The sequence below is a fragment of the Ewingella sp. C233 genome, from assembly GCF_055407225.1.
In genome coordinates this window covers 76,730-93,230 of the sequence record NZ_JBUZRI010000002.1, presented here as the reverse complement: position 1 = coordinate 93,230, position 16,501 = coordinate 76,730, and the positions used below count along the sequence as shown (strand labels likewise).

At 53.5% G+C, this 16,501-nt stretch carries 11 protein-coding genes; 6 read left to right on the top strand and 5 right to left on the bottom strand.

Annotated features, from left to right (window positions below):
• Positions 1-91 precede the first annotated feature (91 nt).
• Complete coding sequence (gene btuF, locus ACZRKO_RS12695; RefSeq protein WP_463738089.1) at positions 92-901, bottom strand: vitamin B12 ABC transporter substrate-binding protein BtuF; 810 nt, start codon at positions 899-901, stop codon at positions 92-94.
• The gene (gene mtnN / locus ACZRKO_RS12690; RefSeq protein WP_463737627.1) at positions 901-1,608 is read right to left on the bottom strand and encodes a 5'-methylthioadenosine/S-adenosylhomocysteine nucleosidase; all 708 of its coding nucleotides are present in this window, start codon (positions 1,606-1,608) and stop codon (positions 901-903) included. Before mtnN ends, btuF begins: the two co-directional genes overlap by 1 nt.
• Positions 1,609-1,757: 149 nt before the next feature.
• Here mtnN and dgt point away from each other — a divergent pair, with 149 nt between their 5' ends.
• The 4 genes from dgt (at position 1,758) to ACZRKO_RS12670 (ending at position 7,886) form a co-directional block, all read left to right on the top strand.
• Positions 1,758-3,275 carry a dGTPase gene (dgt, locus tag ACZRKO_RS12685; protein ID WP_463737626.1) on the top strand — a complete coding sequence of 506 codons (1,518 nt, stop codon included), beginning with the start codon at positions 1,758-1,760 and terminating at the stop codon, positions 3,273-3,275.
• Positions 3,276-3,586: 311 nt separating this feature from the next.
• Positions 3,587-5,032, top strand: coding sequence for a serine endoprotease DegP (gene degP, locus ACZRKO_RS12680; protein ID WP_463737625.1), 1,446 nt, complete (start codon positions 3,587-3,589; stop codon positions 5,030-5,032).
• Positions 5,033-5,238: 206 nt separating this feature from the next.
• Positions 5,239-6,378, top strand: a complete 1,140-nt coding sequence (locus tag ACZRKO_RS12675) for a glycerate kinase (protein ID WP_463737624.1) — start codon at positions 5,239-5,241, stop codon at positions 6,376-6,378.
• Between the two features lie 146 nt (positions 6,379-6,524).
• The gene (locus tag ACZRKO_RS12670) at positions 6,525-7,886 is read left to right on the top strand and encodes an amino acid deaminase (protein WP_463737623.1); all 1,362 of its coding nucleotides are present in this window, start codon (positions 6,525-6,527) and stop codon (positions 7,884-7,886) included.
• Positions 7,887-7,963: 77 nt separating this feature from the next.
• Here the strand turns inward: ACZRKO_RS12670 and celB are convergent, their stop codons facing one another.
• The 3 genes from celB to barA all read right to left on the bottom strand — a co-directional run bounded on the left by celB (position 7,964) and on the right by barA (position 12,915).
• A complete protein-coding gene (gene celB, locus ACZRKO_RS12665; RefSeq protein WP_463738088.1) occupies positions 7,964-9,313 on the bottom strand; it encodes a PTS cellobiose transporter subunit IIC in 1,350 nt (449 codons plus the stop codon).
• A 149-nt stretch (positions 9,314-9,462) separates the two neighbouring features.
• Entirely contained in the window at positions 9,463-9,798 is a 336-nt protein-coding gene (locus ACZRKO_RS12660) for a PTS lactose/cellobiose transporter subunit IIA (RefSeq protein WP_463737622.1), read from the bottom strand.
• 372 nt (positions 9,799-10,170) lie between these two features.
• The gene (barA, locus tag ACZRKO_RS12655) at positions 10,171-12,915 is read right to left on the bottom strand and encodes a two-component sensor histidine kinase BarA (RefSeq protein WP_463737621.1); all 2,745 of its coding nucleotides are present in this window, start codon (positions 12,913-12,915) and stop codon (positions 10,171-10,173) included.
• Positions 12,916-13,153: 238 nt separating this feature from the next.
• On the opposite strand from barA, the gene relA reads away from it, so the two are divergent.
• Positions 13,154-15,397, top strand: coding sequence for a GTP diphosphokinase (gene relA, locus ACZRKO_RS12650; protein ID WP_463737620.1), 2,244 nt, complete (start codon positions 13,154-13,156; stop codon positions 15,395-15,397).
• Between the two features lie 80 nt (positions 15,398-15,477).
• On the top strand, positions 15,478-16,296 hold the full coding sequence (mazG, locus tag ACZRKO_RS12645) for a nucleoside triphosphate pyrophosphohydrolase (RefSeq protein ID WP_463737619.1): 819 nt from the start codon (positions 15,478-15,480) through the stop codon (positions 16,294-16,296).
• The last annotated feature ends 205 nt before the right edge of the window (positions 16,297-16,501 follow it).

Below are 16,501 nucleotides of genomic sequence, written 5' to 3'. Positions count from 1 at the left end.
GGCCTGAATTTGATTTTGTGCAATAAACCATCAAATCAGAAAAGGCCTACACCCTGTCAGCAGAAAGGGCAGGAAGCCGGTAGCGAAGGGATTAGCGCGCGGGCAAGGCGTGCAGCTGTGTGCAGAGCTGTGCGGCGGCCAGCATAATGCGGGGTCCGGCACGGCTAAACCAATCGGCTTCGACGGTCACGACGGGGACATTCAGGGCCGGTTGCCAGAAAGCCGTTACGCTCTCTTTTTGTTGTTTTCCGCCACTTATGACAATGGCTTGTGGCTGACGGGATAAAACCTGCTCACGGCTGACCTGAGGCCAGGGCGCACGGCTGTCGGCGAAGATGTTTTCAGCACCGCACAGCGACACAATTTCACTTTGCAGCGTTTTTGAAGCGGCAGTAAATAGCGGTTGCGTGCCGAACTGAATAAATACCGGCAGCGGATTCGCACGGGCATATTGCTTCTTCAGACTGTCGCGCTCCTGAAGGATTTGCAACGCGGCCTGTTTAGCGGCTTGCGGGTCAGGACTGTAAGCCGCCAACTGCTCCAGTGCCCCGGCCACCTGTTCGATAGTTTCCGGATCAAGATACAAAACCGGGATCCCCAGCGACGCTATCTGATCGAGCGGACGCTGCGGATTGCCGCCACGCCACGCCAGCACCAGATCCGGTTTCAATGCCAGTACGCGCTCGACATTCACCCCCTGCCAGCTGGCAACCTGTTCCAGTTTCTTCGCCTGTGGCGGGAAATCAGAATAGGCGCTGACGCCTACCAGTTGGTTGCCCAGCCCGGCGGCGTAAGCCAGTTCTGTCAGATTCGGGGCCAGACTCACGACGCGTTGTGCCGGTTGCGCTATGGCTGCAAGCGGCAGCCATAAACAGAGCAACCAGCCTGAAACACGAAGGATCACGCGTTGTCGCCGTTCGCCAGCGCCTGCAACATGGCGTCGATCATCAGTGTTGACTGCTCGGCGGCTACGACCAGGAACTCTTCGAAGCTTAAGTGAGACTCGCTGTCGGCCACGTCAGAAATGGCGCGCACGACCACGAATGGCGTACCAAATAGATGGCACACATGGCCGATGGCCGCCGCTTCCATTTCCACCGCCGCGACGGTCGGGAAGGTCGCACGGATACGCGCCAGAGGAGCGGCACCGTTGATAAAGGCATCACCGCTGCACACCAGGCCGCGTATGGCGTTCAGATCCAGCTGGCGAATACAGGTTTCAGCCAGTTCGATCAGCGCCGGATCCGCAGTGAAAGCCGCAGGGCAACCCGCCATCTGGCCGGGCTCATAACCGAAGGCCGTTACGTCAGCATCGTGATAACGTACTTCTTCGGACACCACGATATCGCCCACTTTCAAGGTTTTCGCCAAACCACCCGCCGAACCGGTGTTGATCACCACGTCCGGTTTACACAATTCCAGCAGTAGCGTTGTGCCCATTGCCGCAGAGACTTTACCAATGCCTGATTTCAGCAGCGCCACATCAATGCCATGCAGCTGACCTGTATAGATTTCGCATCCTGCGCGTTCGATGGTTTTACGGTTGATGATTTTGTCGCGCAGCAGGGTAACTTCCTGTTCCATTGCGCCAATGATGCCAACTTTCATAGTTTTACTCGCAGATTGAGGAGGGAATTGACTGTTTTATAACAAGTCCGATACGCGATAGTCTATCATGGCTATTAACAAGTGATCATGCGTTGGGTTGCTGGCGGGAAGCCAGAAGAGTGCCTCGGTGGCTGAAAAGGGTAGGGAACATGTCCGGGATCGATTTTAAGAACAAATTCAATTTCCAGCGTCCTTTCAGTCCTGCGATTGAGGCGCGTGATGAATATGATGTGGTGCGCCAGTTTGAAAGCGACCGCGGGCGCATTATCAACTCGGCGGCGATCCGCCGGCTGCAACAGAAAACCCAGGTTTTCCCGCTGGAAAAAAATGCCGCGGTGCGCAGCCGCCTGACTCACTCTCTGGAAGTTCAGCAGGTCGGGCGTCATATTGCCAAAGAGATTTTGCACCGCCTGCGTAAGCAGGGAAAACTCGATACGCTCGGTTTAACCGATTTTACGGATCCTTTCGAAAGCGTGGTCGAAATGGCCTGCCTGATGCACGATATCGGCAATCCGCCGTTCGGTCATTTTGGCGAATCGGCGATCAACAACTGGTTCGCCAGACGGATGGATATCCCTAGTTGCGGGCTGGTGCCGCAAAGCGCCGACAGCTGCACGTTCAATTTCCTGCGTCTGCTGGAAGGAGAGGATCAGCTCAACCTGTTGCGCAGTAAAATCCGTCATGACTTATGTAATTTTGACGGCAATGCGCAGGCTATCCGGCTGGTCTTTACCCTGCTTAAACTCAACCTGACGTTCTCACAAACCGCCTGCATTCTAAAATATACCCGCCCGGCCTACTGGGCCGCACCGATGCCGGAAAATCATGCATATCTGATGAAAAAACCGGGCTTTTATCTGGCGGAAGAGCCGTTCATTGAACGGTTGCGCGAAGAGCTGGATATGGGGGAGTTCAGCCGTTTCCCGCTGACCTACATTATGGAAGCCGCGGATGACATTTCTTACTGCATTGCCGATCTGGAAGATGCCGTAGAGAAGAATATTTTCAGCGTGGAGCAGTTGTTTGACCATCTGGAACGTGAGTGGGGCGAAGGGATAAAAGGCGACTGGTTCGAAAAAGTGGTGCGCACGGCCTATCAGAAAATGAATAAGGCTAAGACTTTTCGCAATCCGGTAGATTATTTCTTCATGGAGCTGCGGGTTCAAACCGTTAAACATCTGGTTCCCCATGCCGCCATTCGTTTCATCGATAATCTGCCCGCCATATTTGAAGGGAGCTTTAATCAGGCGTTACTTGAGGATGTGAGTCAGGCTAATAGATTGTTAAAAATATATAAAAGCGTGGCGTTTAAACACGTGTTTAATCATCACGAAGTCGAAGAGCTGGAATTACAAGGTTATCGGGTCATTAGCGGACTACTGGATATTTATAGTCCGATTCTCGATATGCCGTTACAGGAATTCCGCCAACTGGTTAGCGACGATACGCACCGCCAGTATCCGATTGAAACCCGTCTCTTTCACAAGTTATCTGCCAAGCACCGTCTGGCCTATAACGAGGCCGTCACAAGACTTAGCCAGCAACCAGAAAATCAGCAACAAATTGGTGAGTTTTATTACCGTGCCCGCATGATTCAGGATTATATCAGTGGCATGACAGATCTTTACGCTTACGATGAATACCGTCGCCTGATGGCTGCCGAATAATATATCCGCCACCGTTTGTCGGGCGTTTTTTGGCAACGTCACCCGCCCGTCTTGGGCCGCCGTGTGGTAATGCGAATTATTTTGGATCGTTCACTTGAATAGCCGTCAACAAGACAGATATTTATTTCATGACGTGATTTGGTTAAAAAGTAGTCTTTTGTAAATAACCACAATAATTTTTTACCATTGTAATTTCGACCAAAATGAACTTCACGTTTTTAATAATATCTCAGTACCACGACTACCAAGCAAGGTAACCGGCTACGGTTGCCACGTATAATTTTAAGAACTCATTAAAGAGATTACGACTGATGAAAAAATCTACTCTATTCCTAAGCGCATTAGCGTTAAGTATTGGACTGGCTGTGGCCCCGGTTTCATCGGCGTTTGCCGCAGAAACGGCCTCTTCAAGCACAACTCAAGTTCCAAGTCTGGCTCCTATGCTGGAAAAAGTGATGCCTTCTGTGGTCAGTGTGAACGTTGAAGGCAGCGCAGAAGTGAAAACGCCACGCATGGGCCAGCAGTTCCAGCAGTTCTTCGGCCAGAATTCGCCGCTGTGTCAGGACGGTTCACCGTTCCAGAGCTCACCGGTCTGCCAGGGTCAGGGACAAGAAGGAGCACCGCAGGCACCTCAGCAGCAGAAAGAAGATTTCCGTGCACTGGGTTCCGGTGTGATCATCGATGCCGATAAAGGCTATGTGGTGACCAACAACCACGTGGTGGATAACGCCACTAAAATCACCGTACAACTTAACGATGGCCGTAAATTCGAAGCGAAAGTGATCGGTAAAGACCCGCGCTCAGATATCGCGGTTATCCAGCTGATTGACGCGAAAAACCTGACGGCGATTAAAATCGCGGACTCCGAGCAGCTGCGCGTCGGTGACTACACTGTGGCAATCGGTAACCCGTATGGTCTGGGCGAAACCGCAACTTCCGGTATCGTTTCAGCGCTGGGACGTAGTGGCCTGAACATCGAAAACTACGAAAACTTTATCCAGACTGACGCCGCGATTAACCGTGGTAACTCTGGTGGTGCGTTGGTGAACCTGAACGGTGAACTGATCGGTCTGAACACCGCGATCCTCGCGCCGGACGGCGGTAACATCGGTATCGGCTTTGCGATCCCGAGTAACATGGTGCAGAACCTGTCCAAGCAAATGATCGAATTTGGTCAGGTGAAACGCGGTGAACTGGGCATTATGGGTACCGAGCTGAACTCTGAACTGGCGAAAGCCATGAAGGTTGACGCACAACGCGGTGCCTTTATCAGCCAGGTGATGCCGAAGTCTGCGGCGCAGAAAGCCGGTATTAAAGCGGGCGACGTGATCCTGAGTATGAACGGTAAACCGATCAGCAGCTTTGCCTCCTTCCGCGCCGATATTGGTACGCTGCCAATTGGTACCAAAGTGACGCTGGGCCTGCTGCGCGATGGCAAACCGGTGAACGTTGATGTCACCATTGAGCAGAGCACGCAGACCGCGAAAGTCGACTCCGGCAATATTTACACCGGCATCGAAGGTGCTGAACTGAGCAACGGTCAGGCCGGCGATCAGAAAGGCGTAAAAGTGGACTCGGTGAAAGCGGGCAGTGCTGCGGCACGCGTTGGCCTGAAAAAGGATGACGTGATCCTCGGTGTGAACCAGCAGAAGGTCACTAACCTGGGTGAACTGCGCAAAATTCTCGACAGCAAACCTTCCGTGTTGGCGCTGGATGTGCAACGTGGTGACACCTCGATTTACCTGTTAGCACAATAATCTTTGCGGCTTAACCGCACTGAAAAAGGCACGCTTCGGCGTGCCTTTTTTTATGCTAAAAAGGGGTTCCGATGCAGACAGAAAACTGGAGCAGACTGACTGCCTCTTCGTAGCAGACTATGATTAAGGGTAAAACCAAACAAAGAGGCTGACATCTGGTGGGCGATTGTCGGTGATAACGCCTGACTTGTTGAAACAGGAGCTATATGAAAATAGTGATCGCACCGGATTCATACAAAGAAAGTTTGTCTGCTTTGGATGTGGCAAAAGCCATTGAAAGTGGGTTTCGCGAAGTATTTCCTGATGCCGAGTACGTCAAACTGCCGGTTGCCGATGGCGGAGAAGGCACGGTTGAAGCGATGGTTGCGGCAACCGGCGGCCGGACAGTGAAGGTTAATGTCACTGGCCCACTCGGGGATCCTCTGGAGGCATTCTTCGGCTTGTCCGGGGATGAGGCTGTGGCCTTTATCGAAATGGCGGCAGCCAGCGGACTGGAAAGTGTGCCCAGCGGCAAACGTAATCCTCTCAAGACCACCTCTTTCGGCACCGGTGAACTGATCCGTGCCGCGCTGGATTACGGTGTGAAGCACTGCATTATTGGTATCGGCGGGAGTGCGACAAACGACGGCGGGTCCGGCATGATGCAGGCGCTTGGGGCAAAACTGCTGACCAAAGAGGGCGAACAGATTGGCTATGGTGGCGGCGAACTGGCGAGACTCGACAGTATTGATATTAGCAGGCTGGATCCGCGCATTAAACACTGCCGCTTTGAGGTGGCCTGTGATGTGACCAATCCGCTGACCGGCAAACAGGGGGCTTCGGCAGTATTTGGCCCACAAAAAGGGGCGACACCGGAGATGATCGGGCGGCTCGACAGTTATCTCAGTCACTATGCTGACGTGATCCGCCGCGATTTGCATATTGATGTCGGTAATATTCCGGGTGGCGGTGCCGCAGGCGGCATGGGAGCAGCGCTGCATGCTTTTTGCAAAGCAGACCTGCGTCAGGGCATTGAAATCGTCACCGAAGCGCTCGGTCTGGATGCACTGGTGAAAGACGCGACGCTGGTGATCACCGGCGAAGGGCGCATCGATAGCCAGAGTATTAACGGCAAGGTGCCTATCGGCGTAGCGCGTGTCGCCAAGCGTTATAACAAACCGGTGATTGGTATCGGCGGCAGTCTGACGAAAGATGTCGATGTGGTGTTTGATCACGGTCTGGACGCCGTGTTTAGCGTGCTTTACAGCATCTGCACGCTGGAGGAAGCACTGGACAACGCGACCGACAATTTGCGTAAGACGGCGCGGAACATCGCGGCCACCATCAGACTGGCGCAAAAATTGTAGTCAGTGCTTTGGCGCGGGCAGAACCGGCACCGAGATGAAAATCTGTGCCGGTTTTTTTATTTGTCATCTGTACCTTTACCCCGCCTTGTTTGCTGCGTTAGGTTTGGGTATTGAATATGTGACGACGCTGATAATGGAAACCTATTATGTCCAAGCCTGATTTCTCCGAGCCTTATGATTTTTCTGAACTCTATGATTTATCCTCGCTGTATGACTTTTCCACTCAACCCGTGAATACGCAGACCAAAGGTCTGGGTGTATTGCCTGAAGATCCCTGTATGGCGGATATCGGCGAGCAGGGCTGGAACATTCTGCGTGAAGAGGTCAGCCTGCCGGTGGCGGTGCTGCTGGAAGAGCGCATTGAACATAATCTGTCGTGGATGCGTGAATTTATCAGCCGCTATAAGCTGAAGCTGGCGCCGCACGGCAAAACCACCATGAGCCCGGAACTGTATCAGTTACAGCTGGACTACGGTGCCTGGGGGATCACGCTGGCGACTGCGCCGCAGGTCAACGCCGCGTTCCAGCATGGCGTGCGGCGGGTGATCATGGCGAACCAGCTGACCGGCAAAGCTAATATGGCAATTATCGCCGGGTTGTTGGCCCGTGACAGTGAATTTGATTTCACCTGCATCGTGGACTCTGCCGCTAACGTAGATGCGTTGGGCGACTATTTCTCCGCGTGTGGCAAAACGCTACGCGTGCTGCTGGAATATGGCGTGACGGGCGGACGGACCGGCATACGCAATGCCGAACAGGAGCAACAGGTGCTCGATGCCATCCAGCGCTGGCCGGCGTCTCTCCGGCTGGTGGGCGTGGAGATTTACGAGGGCGTGATTGACGAAGAAGCACCGATCCGCGCCTTCCTGCAACACGTCATGAACCGCACTGAAGCGCTGGCGCAGGCTGGCCGGTTTGCCGAACCGACGGTGATCCTGACCGGTGCCGGCTCGGCGTGGTATGACGTGGTGGCCGAAGAGTTCAGCCGCAGTGACAAATATCTGGATGAGGCACAATGTTTCACCCTCGATGTTATCCTGCGTTCCGGTTGCTACCTGACACATGACGCCGGGATATATGAGAAAGCTAATCGGCGCATTCAGGTGCAAAATCCGGTGGCACGTGAAATGAACAGCAGCCTGCAACCGGCGTTGCAGGTATGGGCCTATGTGCAATCTTTGCCGGAGCCGGGCAGGGCAATTATTGGTCTGGGAAAACGTGATGCCGGAGGCGACGCAGGCTTCCCAGTGGCCGCCGGGCATTTCCGTCCTGTCACTGCACATTCGGTGGGATATACCACGGTGGTTCCGGCTGATAAGCGTTGGGAAATAACCAAGATGATGGATCAGCACGCCTTTATGTCGCTGCCTCAGGATGCCGATATTCAGGTGGGCGATATGCTGTTATTTGATATTTCACACCCTTGCCTGACTTTCGATAAATGGCGTCAGTTGCTGCGGGTGAACGAACAGTGGGATGTGACCGGAGCGGTAACTACCTGGTTCTGATCGGTTCAATAGGTCTGTAAAAAAGCCCGGCCCATGATACGTCATCAAGGGCCGGGCTTTTTATTGCTCATAAAACCTTAACGGGTGGTCAGTTGTCCCGCAGCGGCCAACGCTTTTTCAGCTTCAAGCTGCGCTGCCTGATGCTCTTCTTTATATTTCAGGCGGTCCCAGGCGCGGAAGAAGGGATAGTAAATCACCAGTGAAATCGCCAGATTCACCACCTGTATCACCGTGCCGGAGATATGTCCGCCGGTCGCCAGATAGCCACTGATAAATATTGGTGTAGTAAACGGCAGGGCGATGCCCACCGGCGGCGTCACCAGCCCGGTTGCCATCGCGGTGTAGGTGACAATCACCAGTATCACCGGGGTCAGGATAAACGGAATGGCGAAATACGGGTTCATCACCAGCGGGATACCAAACACCATCGGTTCGCTGATGTTAAACAGGCAGCCCGGCGCGGCAATTTTACCTAGTTGTTTCATCTGTGCGCTGCGCGCGCGGATCAGCATGAAGATCACCAGTCCAAGCAGTGCACCGGTCCCGCCGGGGGCAATCCATAAATCATAGAACTGTTGGGTAATAATGTGCGGAACCGGCTGACCGGCCTGAAACGCGGTCAGGTTTTCGGACATGTTTGACAGCCAAACCGGCTGGATAAACACCAGCACGATGGCGTCGCCGTGCAGCCCAACCATCCACAGTAAGCCAATCAGGATCACCGAGAAGATCATGCCCGGTAACGTGCCGCCAATGTGGTGCATCGGAATACCGATAATGGTGGCGATCATATTATTGATGTTGCCAAACGGCGTGGCTTCCACGCCCAGGCGTAGCGCTAGCACCACGGCCATCACCGCAAACCCCGGGATCAGCGCCAGGAAGGATTTCGCCACCGCCGGCGGTACGCCCGCGGGCATATTAATGACGAAATTGCGGTCATGGACAAACCGGTAGATTTCAGTCGACAGAATGGCAATCACAATCGCCACAAACAGCCCTTGACTGCCGATAAAGTTCATCGGCAACACGCCTTTGACGATCTGTTCGGTGGCCCCGTTCAGTGGCTGAAACAGCGTGTTTTGCGGAATGGTCATGATGAAGGCCACAAGCGAAACTGCACCGGTAGTCAGCGGATCGAGCGTCTTATATTTCTCGGCAAGACGGTAGGCGATACCAAAGCTGGAGATGATCGCCATGATGTCGTAGGTGGCTTTTACCGGATAGAGCAATTTTTCGCGCCATGCCGCCCCAAACACTTCGCCCATCATGTTGGCGTAGCTTGGAATGGGCAGGTAGGCGAAAATCAGAAAGAAGGATCCAATCAGCATAAAGGGCATATTGAGGATGATGCCGTCGCGTACCGATAGGACGTGTTTTTGCGAGGCAATTTTTAAAGCAAAAGGCAAAACATAGCGTTCGAGCAGGACATTCGGTTTAGACACTACACACCCCCTGAGCGGATGATTTCCGCGCTGTTTTTATTAACGGCTGTTTTTATTAACGCCTATATGGTTTATGGCTGGTTACGTGAATCAACTAACTGAACTAAAAGTCGGGCGTAAAGGTAAAGCATTCATGCAGCCGCAACGGGTTGCGCAGCGGCGGGGGGCAGACGGCGATAAAGCTCAATCATATCGATGGCTAAATCCTGAATTACCATCGCATTCATCAGGTGGTCCTGTGCATGAACCGTGATCAGATTGACCGGAATTTTACCGCAGCCTTCATCCATGCCAATCAGTTCGGTCTGCATGCCATGGGCATGTGAAACGGCCTGGCGGGATTCGACCATTGCCTGCTCGGCTGCCGAAAAATCGCCGCGGCGCGCTTGCTGCAATGCCATCATGGCGTGGCTACGAGCGCTTCCTGCGTGTACCAGCAATTCCATAATCGTATTTTCCAGATCCATGCGTTTCCCCTCTTTCTCAAATTGATGACGGTTAACGGGCGGTGTTCCGGCGCTGGCCCGTCTGGTGGCAGCGTCGGGAAGATAAATTACATTTCACGCCATAAAAATAAAAAAAAGAGAGCGCTCTCATTTTTGAGTTTAAAAAAATCAGCTGACGCAAAAAAATGTTCCCGGCACAAAAAGGGATGGCGGAAAACTGCGCAACTGATGGGATAGAGTTAAACCAAAGTGATCGGGGGTTGTAAATACCTCCCGATCATAGGATTTTTATATGAGGAGTAAATAATGTACAAATTCATGCAGTTATTGTTATCGCAATGTAAAACTATTTTCCGTAAGTGAGATCTCAAGCAAGCCTGGGCCACAGAAGATTTAGGTTCTAAGGTGCAATTGCGCCGCGCGTGTCACATTCTCTATTTCATCCAGCAATTCGAGCCACTCAGGTTCCAGTTCCTCTGCCGCGACGTTTTTACGCAGTTGCTGCTCGATGTAAAAACAGAGCTGTTTCAGGCGGGGCACGCCGCTGTAGCTGCAACTGCCATGTAATTTGTGGATCAGGGAAAGAATGTCCGGATCGGATTCACCCTGCGCCACCGCATTCACGCGTTCACTGACCTGCGGCAGGAAATCGACCAGCATTTGCAGCAGATCACGGGCCAGCGATTCTTTATTAGCCGACTGACGAAGGGCTAGCTGCCAGTCCAGCGTACTGGCGGGCTGATGGTCAGCCACCTGATTTAGCGGCGACTCCTGCGGGGTGTGATGTGAATAATGGCGTGCCAGCACGCGTTTAAGCATACTTTCGTCAATCGGCTTCGCCAGATAGTCATCCATACCTACTTTCAGCAATTGCTCACGTTCGCCGCTCAGTGAGTGGGCGGTGACGGCGACAATCGGCGTTTGGGCGTGGTGCGGCATCTGGTGAATAATTTCACTGGCGCGGATACCGTCGATATCCGGCATCTGAATATCCATCAGAATGATATCCAGATCGTTGTTACGCGCCATGTCGATGGCTTCTTCCCCGCTGTGGCAGAGCAGGGTGGTCTCCACCAGCTCCTCCAGCAACGTACCAATCAGCTTCAGATTTGCCGGGTTATCGTCTACCGCCATGGCCGTCAGTGGCAGGCGTGAGGTTCTCGGATCCGTGGCTAACACCACTGTGGCCGGGCGTTCATCCAGCAGCATCGGCAAGAGTCGCAGGCTCGAAACGGGCTTGATCAGGCAGGCCTGAACGCCGCGCGTTTTCAGGTTTTCTGCATCGACCTGAAACTCACTCGGCAGCGCCAGCAGCAGGCGGTCAGTCATGCTCAGCACTTTTTGCAGGCGCACGTCGTAATCCGATAACCTGTGATCCAGTTTGACCGGAATGCTGCACAGCATCAGGTCGTAATGCGAATCAGGCAGCGCCTGAATGGTGGTGCGGTGGACGACATCCAGAGGCGTGGATTGCAGAATTTCCAGCGTGGCCTTGGCCGCCGCCGGGTTGGATTCCACATAAGCCATGCGCTTGCCTTCAAGGCAGGACATGGAAACCGGCGTAATGTGACGGTTGTCGTTCAGCTCCAGCGTGATGTGGAACCAGAACGTCGAGCCACGGTTGATCTGGCTGTAGAAGCTGATATCACCGCCCATCTCCTTGACCAGCCTTTGAGTGATCACCAGCCCGAGCCCGGTGCCGCCGTGACGGCGCGAAATACTGGCATCGGCCTGACGGAAAGCCTGGAACAGCTGCGACTGCTGACGCTCTGAAATACCGATCCCGGTGTCATGGATTTGTACTTCCAGCTCGACCTGCAAATTGTTCTGCGAGCGAACTTCCACATTGATATCAATGTTGCCGTTTTCGGTGAATTTAATGGCATTTCCCAGTAAATTGGTCACCACTTGTTGCAGGCGCATCGGGTCGCCGAGCACACTTTCCGGCACGTTGTTGTGTATGTTGAGGGTCAGTTCCAGCCCTTTATCATGAGCGGTGTGTGCCAGCAGAATCACCACTTCATCGAGCATTTCACGTAATGAGAAAGGAATGTGTTCGAGTACTAACTTACCGGCTTCCAGTTTCGAGAAGTCGAGAACGTCGTTGATGATGGTCAGCAGATTATTCGCTGAACGCTCAATGGTTTGTAGATAGTCGGCCTGAGTCGGCGACAGCGGCGTTTTCAGCGTCTGGCGGGTAAAACCAATCACGCCGTTAAGCGGGGTACGCAGTTCGTGGGACATGTTGGCGAGGAATTCAGATTTGATACGTGCTGCTTCCTGCGCACGCTTTTTGGCTAAATCCAGCTCGACGTTCTGGATTTCCATCTGTTCGAGAGTTTCACGCAGATCTGAGGTGGCCTGATCGATATTCTGCTGCACCTCTTCATGGTAAGCCGTCAGCGACATCGCCATCGAGTTGATGCCGTTTTTCAGCATACTGAGCTCGCCAAGCATATTGCCCTCGACGCGGCTGTCGAGCTGACCGCGGCGGATACGGTCAACGGTGTTGACCATATTGCGGATAGGACCGGTCACGTCACGCATCAGCCGGTAGGCAAACAGGGTGGCAATCCCGAGGCAAAGCAGCAGCAACATCGTTGAGACAAAGGCTTCCTGATATTGCTGTAAACGCACTGAACTCAGATCCAGCTCGATGGCGATGTACCCCAGATTACGCGCCGGCGGATCGTTGGCGGCGTCATCATCGGGCGTATTGTGGTTCTCTGCGAGAATAGGTGTACGCAGAATCAGCGAGTCGCCGACGCGGTTTTGGGTCAGCTCACGCGGGATTTTACTCAGCGATGGCACCTGCAATATGCCACCTTCGCGCAGCGAATTGGAGGTGGCGAACAGTTTATTGTCCGCATCGAAGACGCTGATGGCCCGGACAATTTCAGAGTGATTACGGTGCAGACGGCTGATCAACTTTTTCACCGGGTCACGCTCCCGGAAGGTCATCCCGTACTCACTGGCCACCGCGAGTGGCTCGATAATACTGGAACCGGAATCGATCAACTGTTTTTGCAGCTCATTATAACGATGCACCACAAAGAAAGTGCTGAGCAGCAAACCAATCATCAAAGTGGGTGCCAAAATTAAGATCATCATCCGTGCGCGGAGGCTATATTTGGTCATGAGGTTCCAATGTGGGAGAATCAGTGGCTGACGTAAGCTTAATGAACCAGCGTGCAATCGACAAATAATAGCCAGATTCTACTCCCAGAACGGTTGTGTGACGACCCGGTAAACAGCGGGGAATCAGAAGGTGTTGCCACGCTGGGAGCGAATGGGCAAGATAATGCCCTTCGCATATCGAAGACTTTTTTATCAACCCGTCTGCCGCCGACTGGCAGCAGAATTGTAGGGAGAGGGTATGGTTGCGGTAAGAAGTGCACATTTGAACACGGCAGGCGAGTTTGCGCTCGACGACTGGATCACCAGTTTAGGCCTCTCCAGCACGCAATCATGTGAGCGTTTAGCCGAAACCTGGCGCTACTGCGAACAACAGACTCAGGGCCATCCTGATGCCTCGCTGCTTTTGTGGCGCGGGCTGGAGATGGTTGAGATCCTTTCTACCCTCAGTATGGACAACGACAGTATGCGTGCTGCGCTGCTGTTCCCGCTGGTTGATGTCGGCATTATCGACGAAGAGACGCTCACCCTACAGTTTGGTAAAGGCATCACCGATCTGGTCCACGGCGTGCGCGATATGGACGCCATCCGCCAGCTGAAAGCCACGCAAAATGATTCGATGGCTTCCGAGCAGGTCGACAACGTGCGCCGCATGTTGCTGGCGATGGTGGAAGATTTTCGCTGCGTAGTGCTTAAACTCGCCGAGCGAATTGCCCACCTGCGTGAAGTGAAAGATGCGCCTGAAGAAGAGCGCGTTCTGGCCGCCAAAGAGTGCAACAATATCTATGCGCCGCTGGCAAACCGGCTAGGTATCGGCCAACTGAAGTGGGAACTGGAAGATTTCAGTTTCCGCTATTTGCATCCTGATGAATACAAACGCATCGCCAAGCTGCTGCATGAGCGTCGTATCGACCGTGAGCAGTACATTGACGATTTCGTCTCCACCGTACGCGGTGCGATGGCCGAAGAGGGCATCAAAGTTGATGTCTATGGCCGTCCGAAACACATCTACAGCATCTGGCGCAAGATGCAGAAAAAAGCGCTGTCTTTTGACGAACTGTTCGATGTTCGCGCAGTGCGTATCGTGGTTGAACGTTTACAGGACTGCTACGCGGCGCTTGGGATCGTGCATACCCATTTCCGCCATCTGCCGGATGAGTTCGACGACTACGTCGCCAACCCGAAACCGAACGGTTATCAGTCGATTCACACCGTGGTACTCGGGCCGCGCGGTAAAACGCTGGAAGTGCAGATCCGTACCCGCCAGATGCATGAAGATGCCGAACTGGGCGTCGCGGCGCACTGGAAATACAAAGAAGGCACCGCCGTGGTGGGGGGTCGCAGCGGTGGCTACGAAGGCCGCATTGCGTGGCTGCGTAAACTTATCGCGTGGCAGGAAGAGATGGCGGATTCGGGCGAAATGCTCGACGAAGTGCGCAGCCAGGTCTTTGATGATCGCGTTTACGTGTTTACCCCGAAAGGAGATGTCATCGATCTGCCAATGGGCTCGACGCCGCTCGACTTCGCCTACCACATTCACAGCGATGTCGGACACCGCTGTATCGGCGCCAAAATTGGTGGGCGCATCGTGCCGTTCACCTATCAGCTGCGTATGGGCGATCAGATTGAAATCATCACCCAGAAGCACCCGAACCCAAGCCGCGACTGGCTGAACCCGAATCTCGGCTATGTTACCACCAGCCGCGGGCGGTCGAAGATCCACAACTGGTTCCGTAAACAGGATCGCGACAAAAACATTATCGCCGGTAAGCAGATCCTCGACGACGAGCTGGACAAGTTGGAAATCAGCCTCAAGGATGCTGAGAAACTACTGCTGCCGCGCTACAACGTGAATTCGCTGGACGAAGTTCTGGCCGCGATTGGCAATGGTGATATCCGCCTCAATCAGATGATCAACTTCCTGCAATCTCAGTTGAAAAAACCGAGTGCAGAGGAGCTGGACAAAGAAGCGATGCGCCAGCTGACGCAAAAAACCACACCGGCACCCCAGCGTAACAGCGGGAAAGACAATGGCCGCGTAGTGGTTGAAGGCGTGGGCAATCTGATGCATCACATTGCGCGCTGCTGTCAGCCGATACCGGGCGACGAGATTGTCGGATATATCACGCAGGGCCGTGGGATCTCTATTCACCGGGCCGATTGTGATCAGCTGGAAGATTTGCGGCTGAACGCACCGGAGCGCGTTGTGGATGCCGTGTGGGGCGAAAGCTACTCCAGTGGTTATTCGCTGGTCGTGCGCGTGGTGGCCAATGACCGCAGCGGATTACTGCGCGATATCACTACCATTCTCGCCAACGAAAAGGTCAACGTGCTGGGCGTTGCCAGCCGCAGCGACACCAAACAGCAGCTGGCGACTATCGATATGGATATCGAGATTTACAACCCGCAGGTGCTTGGCCGTGTGATTGCCAAACTTAACCAGCTACCGGACGTGATTGACGCCAAACGTCTTCATGGCAACTAAGCATTATCAGTGTGTAAGGCCCCCCAGTCGGGCCTTTCTTATTTTTGCCTTATCAAAATCTTTTAAAAACGGATCCACCCATGACTGAATCAGCCCTGCAACGTTTGCTCACTATCATGAAAACCCTACGAGATCCGGTTGCCGGATGCCCGTGGGATAAGGAGCAAACCTTCGCCACCATCGCGCCTTATACGCTGGAAGAGACCTACGAAGTGCTGGACGCTATTGCGCGCAATGACTATGACGATGTGCGCGATGAACTGGGTGATCTGTTGTTTCAGGTGGTGTTTTACGCCCAGATGGGCAGCGAGCAGGGGCTGTTTGAATTTGACGATATCTGCCATGCCATCTCCGACAAACTCGAACGCCGCCATCCGCAAATTTTCGGCGCTGAAGCGGCCTGGTCAAAAGAGGCCAGCAGCAAAGATGTGCTGGTAAAATGGGAAGCGCGCAAAGCGCTGGAGCGGGCGGATAAATCTCTGCATTCGGCGCTGGACGATATTCCTTCGGCGCTGCCTGCCTTGATGAAAGCGCACAAAATTCAGAAACGCTGTGCCAACGTGGGTTTTGACTGGACCACCCTCGGGCCGGTTTTGGATAAAGTCTACGAAGAGATCGACGAAGTGATGTTTGAAGCCAAACAGGTGGTGGTCGATGAAGAGAAGCTTGGCGAAGAGATTGGTGATCTGCTCTTTGCGACGGTTAATCTTTCCCGCCATCTGGGCCACAAAGCCGAAGATGCGCTTCAGGCGGCTAACCGTAAATTCGAACGCCGTTTCCGTCAGGTGGAGCAGATTATCCGTGAGCAGGAGCTGACCATGGAACAGGCGACCCTCGACCAGATGGAAGAAGCCTGGCAGCAGGTGAAGCAGGGCGAAGCCGTAAAAGCCCCGCTCTGACTTTGATCGCCGACAATATCTGTGGGTGCTGAAACGGTTAAGCTCAGTACCCATAAACGGCTTAAGGCCTGAGAGAAAAGAGTAAAGTCCAACAAATTGATATCTAAGATGTTTTAGTGAGTCATACCGGCATGATTGAAAGTTTCTTTCGCTAACATATTGTTTTTGAAAGAATGAGAGAATGACGCTGGCAGGGTTAACCCTT

Bases quoted from the DNA above. Each gene is read 5' to 3' on its own strand.
- barA (WP_463737621.1), bottom strand. From the start codon at position 12,915: ATGACCAAATATAGCCTCCGCGCACGGATGATGATCTTAATTTTGGCA.
- dgt (WP_463737626.1), top strand. From the start codon at position 1,758: ATGTCCGGGATCGATTTTAAGAACAAATTCAATTTCCAGCGTCCTTTC.
- mtnN (WP_463737627.1), bottom strand. From the start codon at position 1,608: ATGAAAGTTGGCATCATTGGCGCAATGGAACAGGAAGTTACCCTGCTG.
- ACZRKO_RS12660 (WP_463737622.1), bottom strand. From the start codon at position 9,798: ATGGATCTGGAAAATACGATTATGGAATTGCTGGTACACGCAGGAAGC.
- relA (WP_463737620.1), top strand. From the start codon at position 13,154: ATGGTTGCGGTAAGAAGTGCACATTTGAACACGGCAGGCGAGTTTGCG.
- mazG (WP_463737619.1), top strand. From the start codon at position 15,478: ATGACTGAATCAGCCCTGCAACGTTTGCTCACTATCATGAAAACCCTA.
- ACZRKO_RS12675 (WP_463737624.1), top strand. From the start codon at position 5,239: ATGAAAATAGTGATCGCACCGGATTCATACAAAGAAAGTTTGTCTGCT.
- ACZRKO_RS12670 (WP_463737623.1), top strand. From the start codon at position 6,525: ATGTCCAAGCCTGATTTCTCCGAGCCTTATGATTTTTCTGAACTCTAT.
- degP (WP_463737625.1), top strand. From the start codon at position 3,587: ATGAAAAAATCTACTCTATTCCTAAGCGCATTAGCGTTAAGTATTGGA.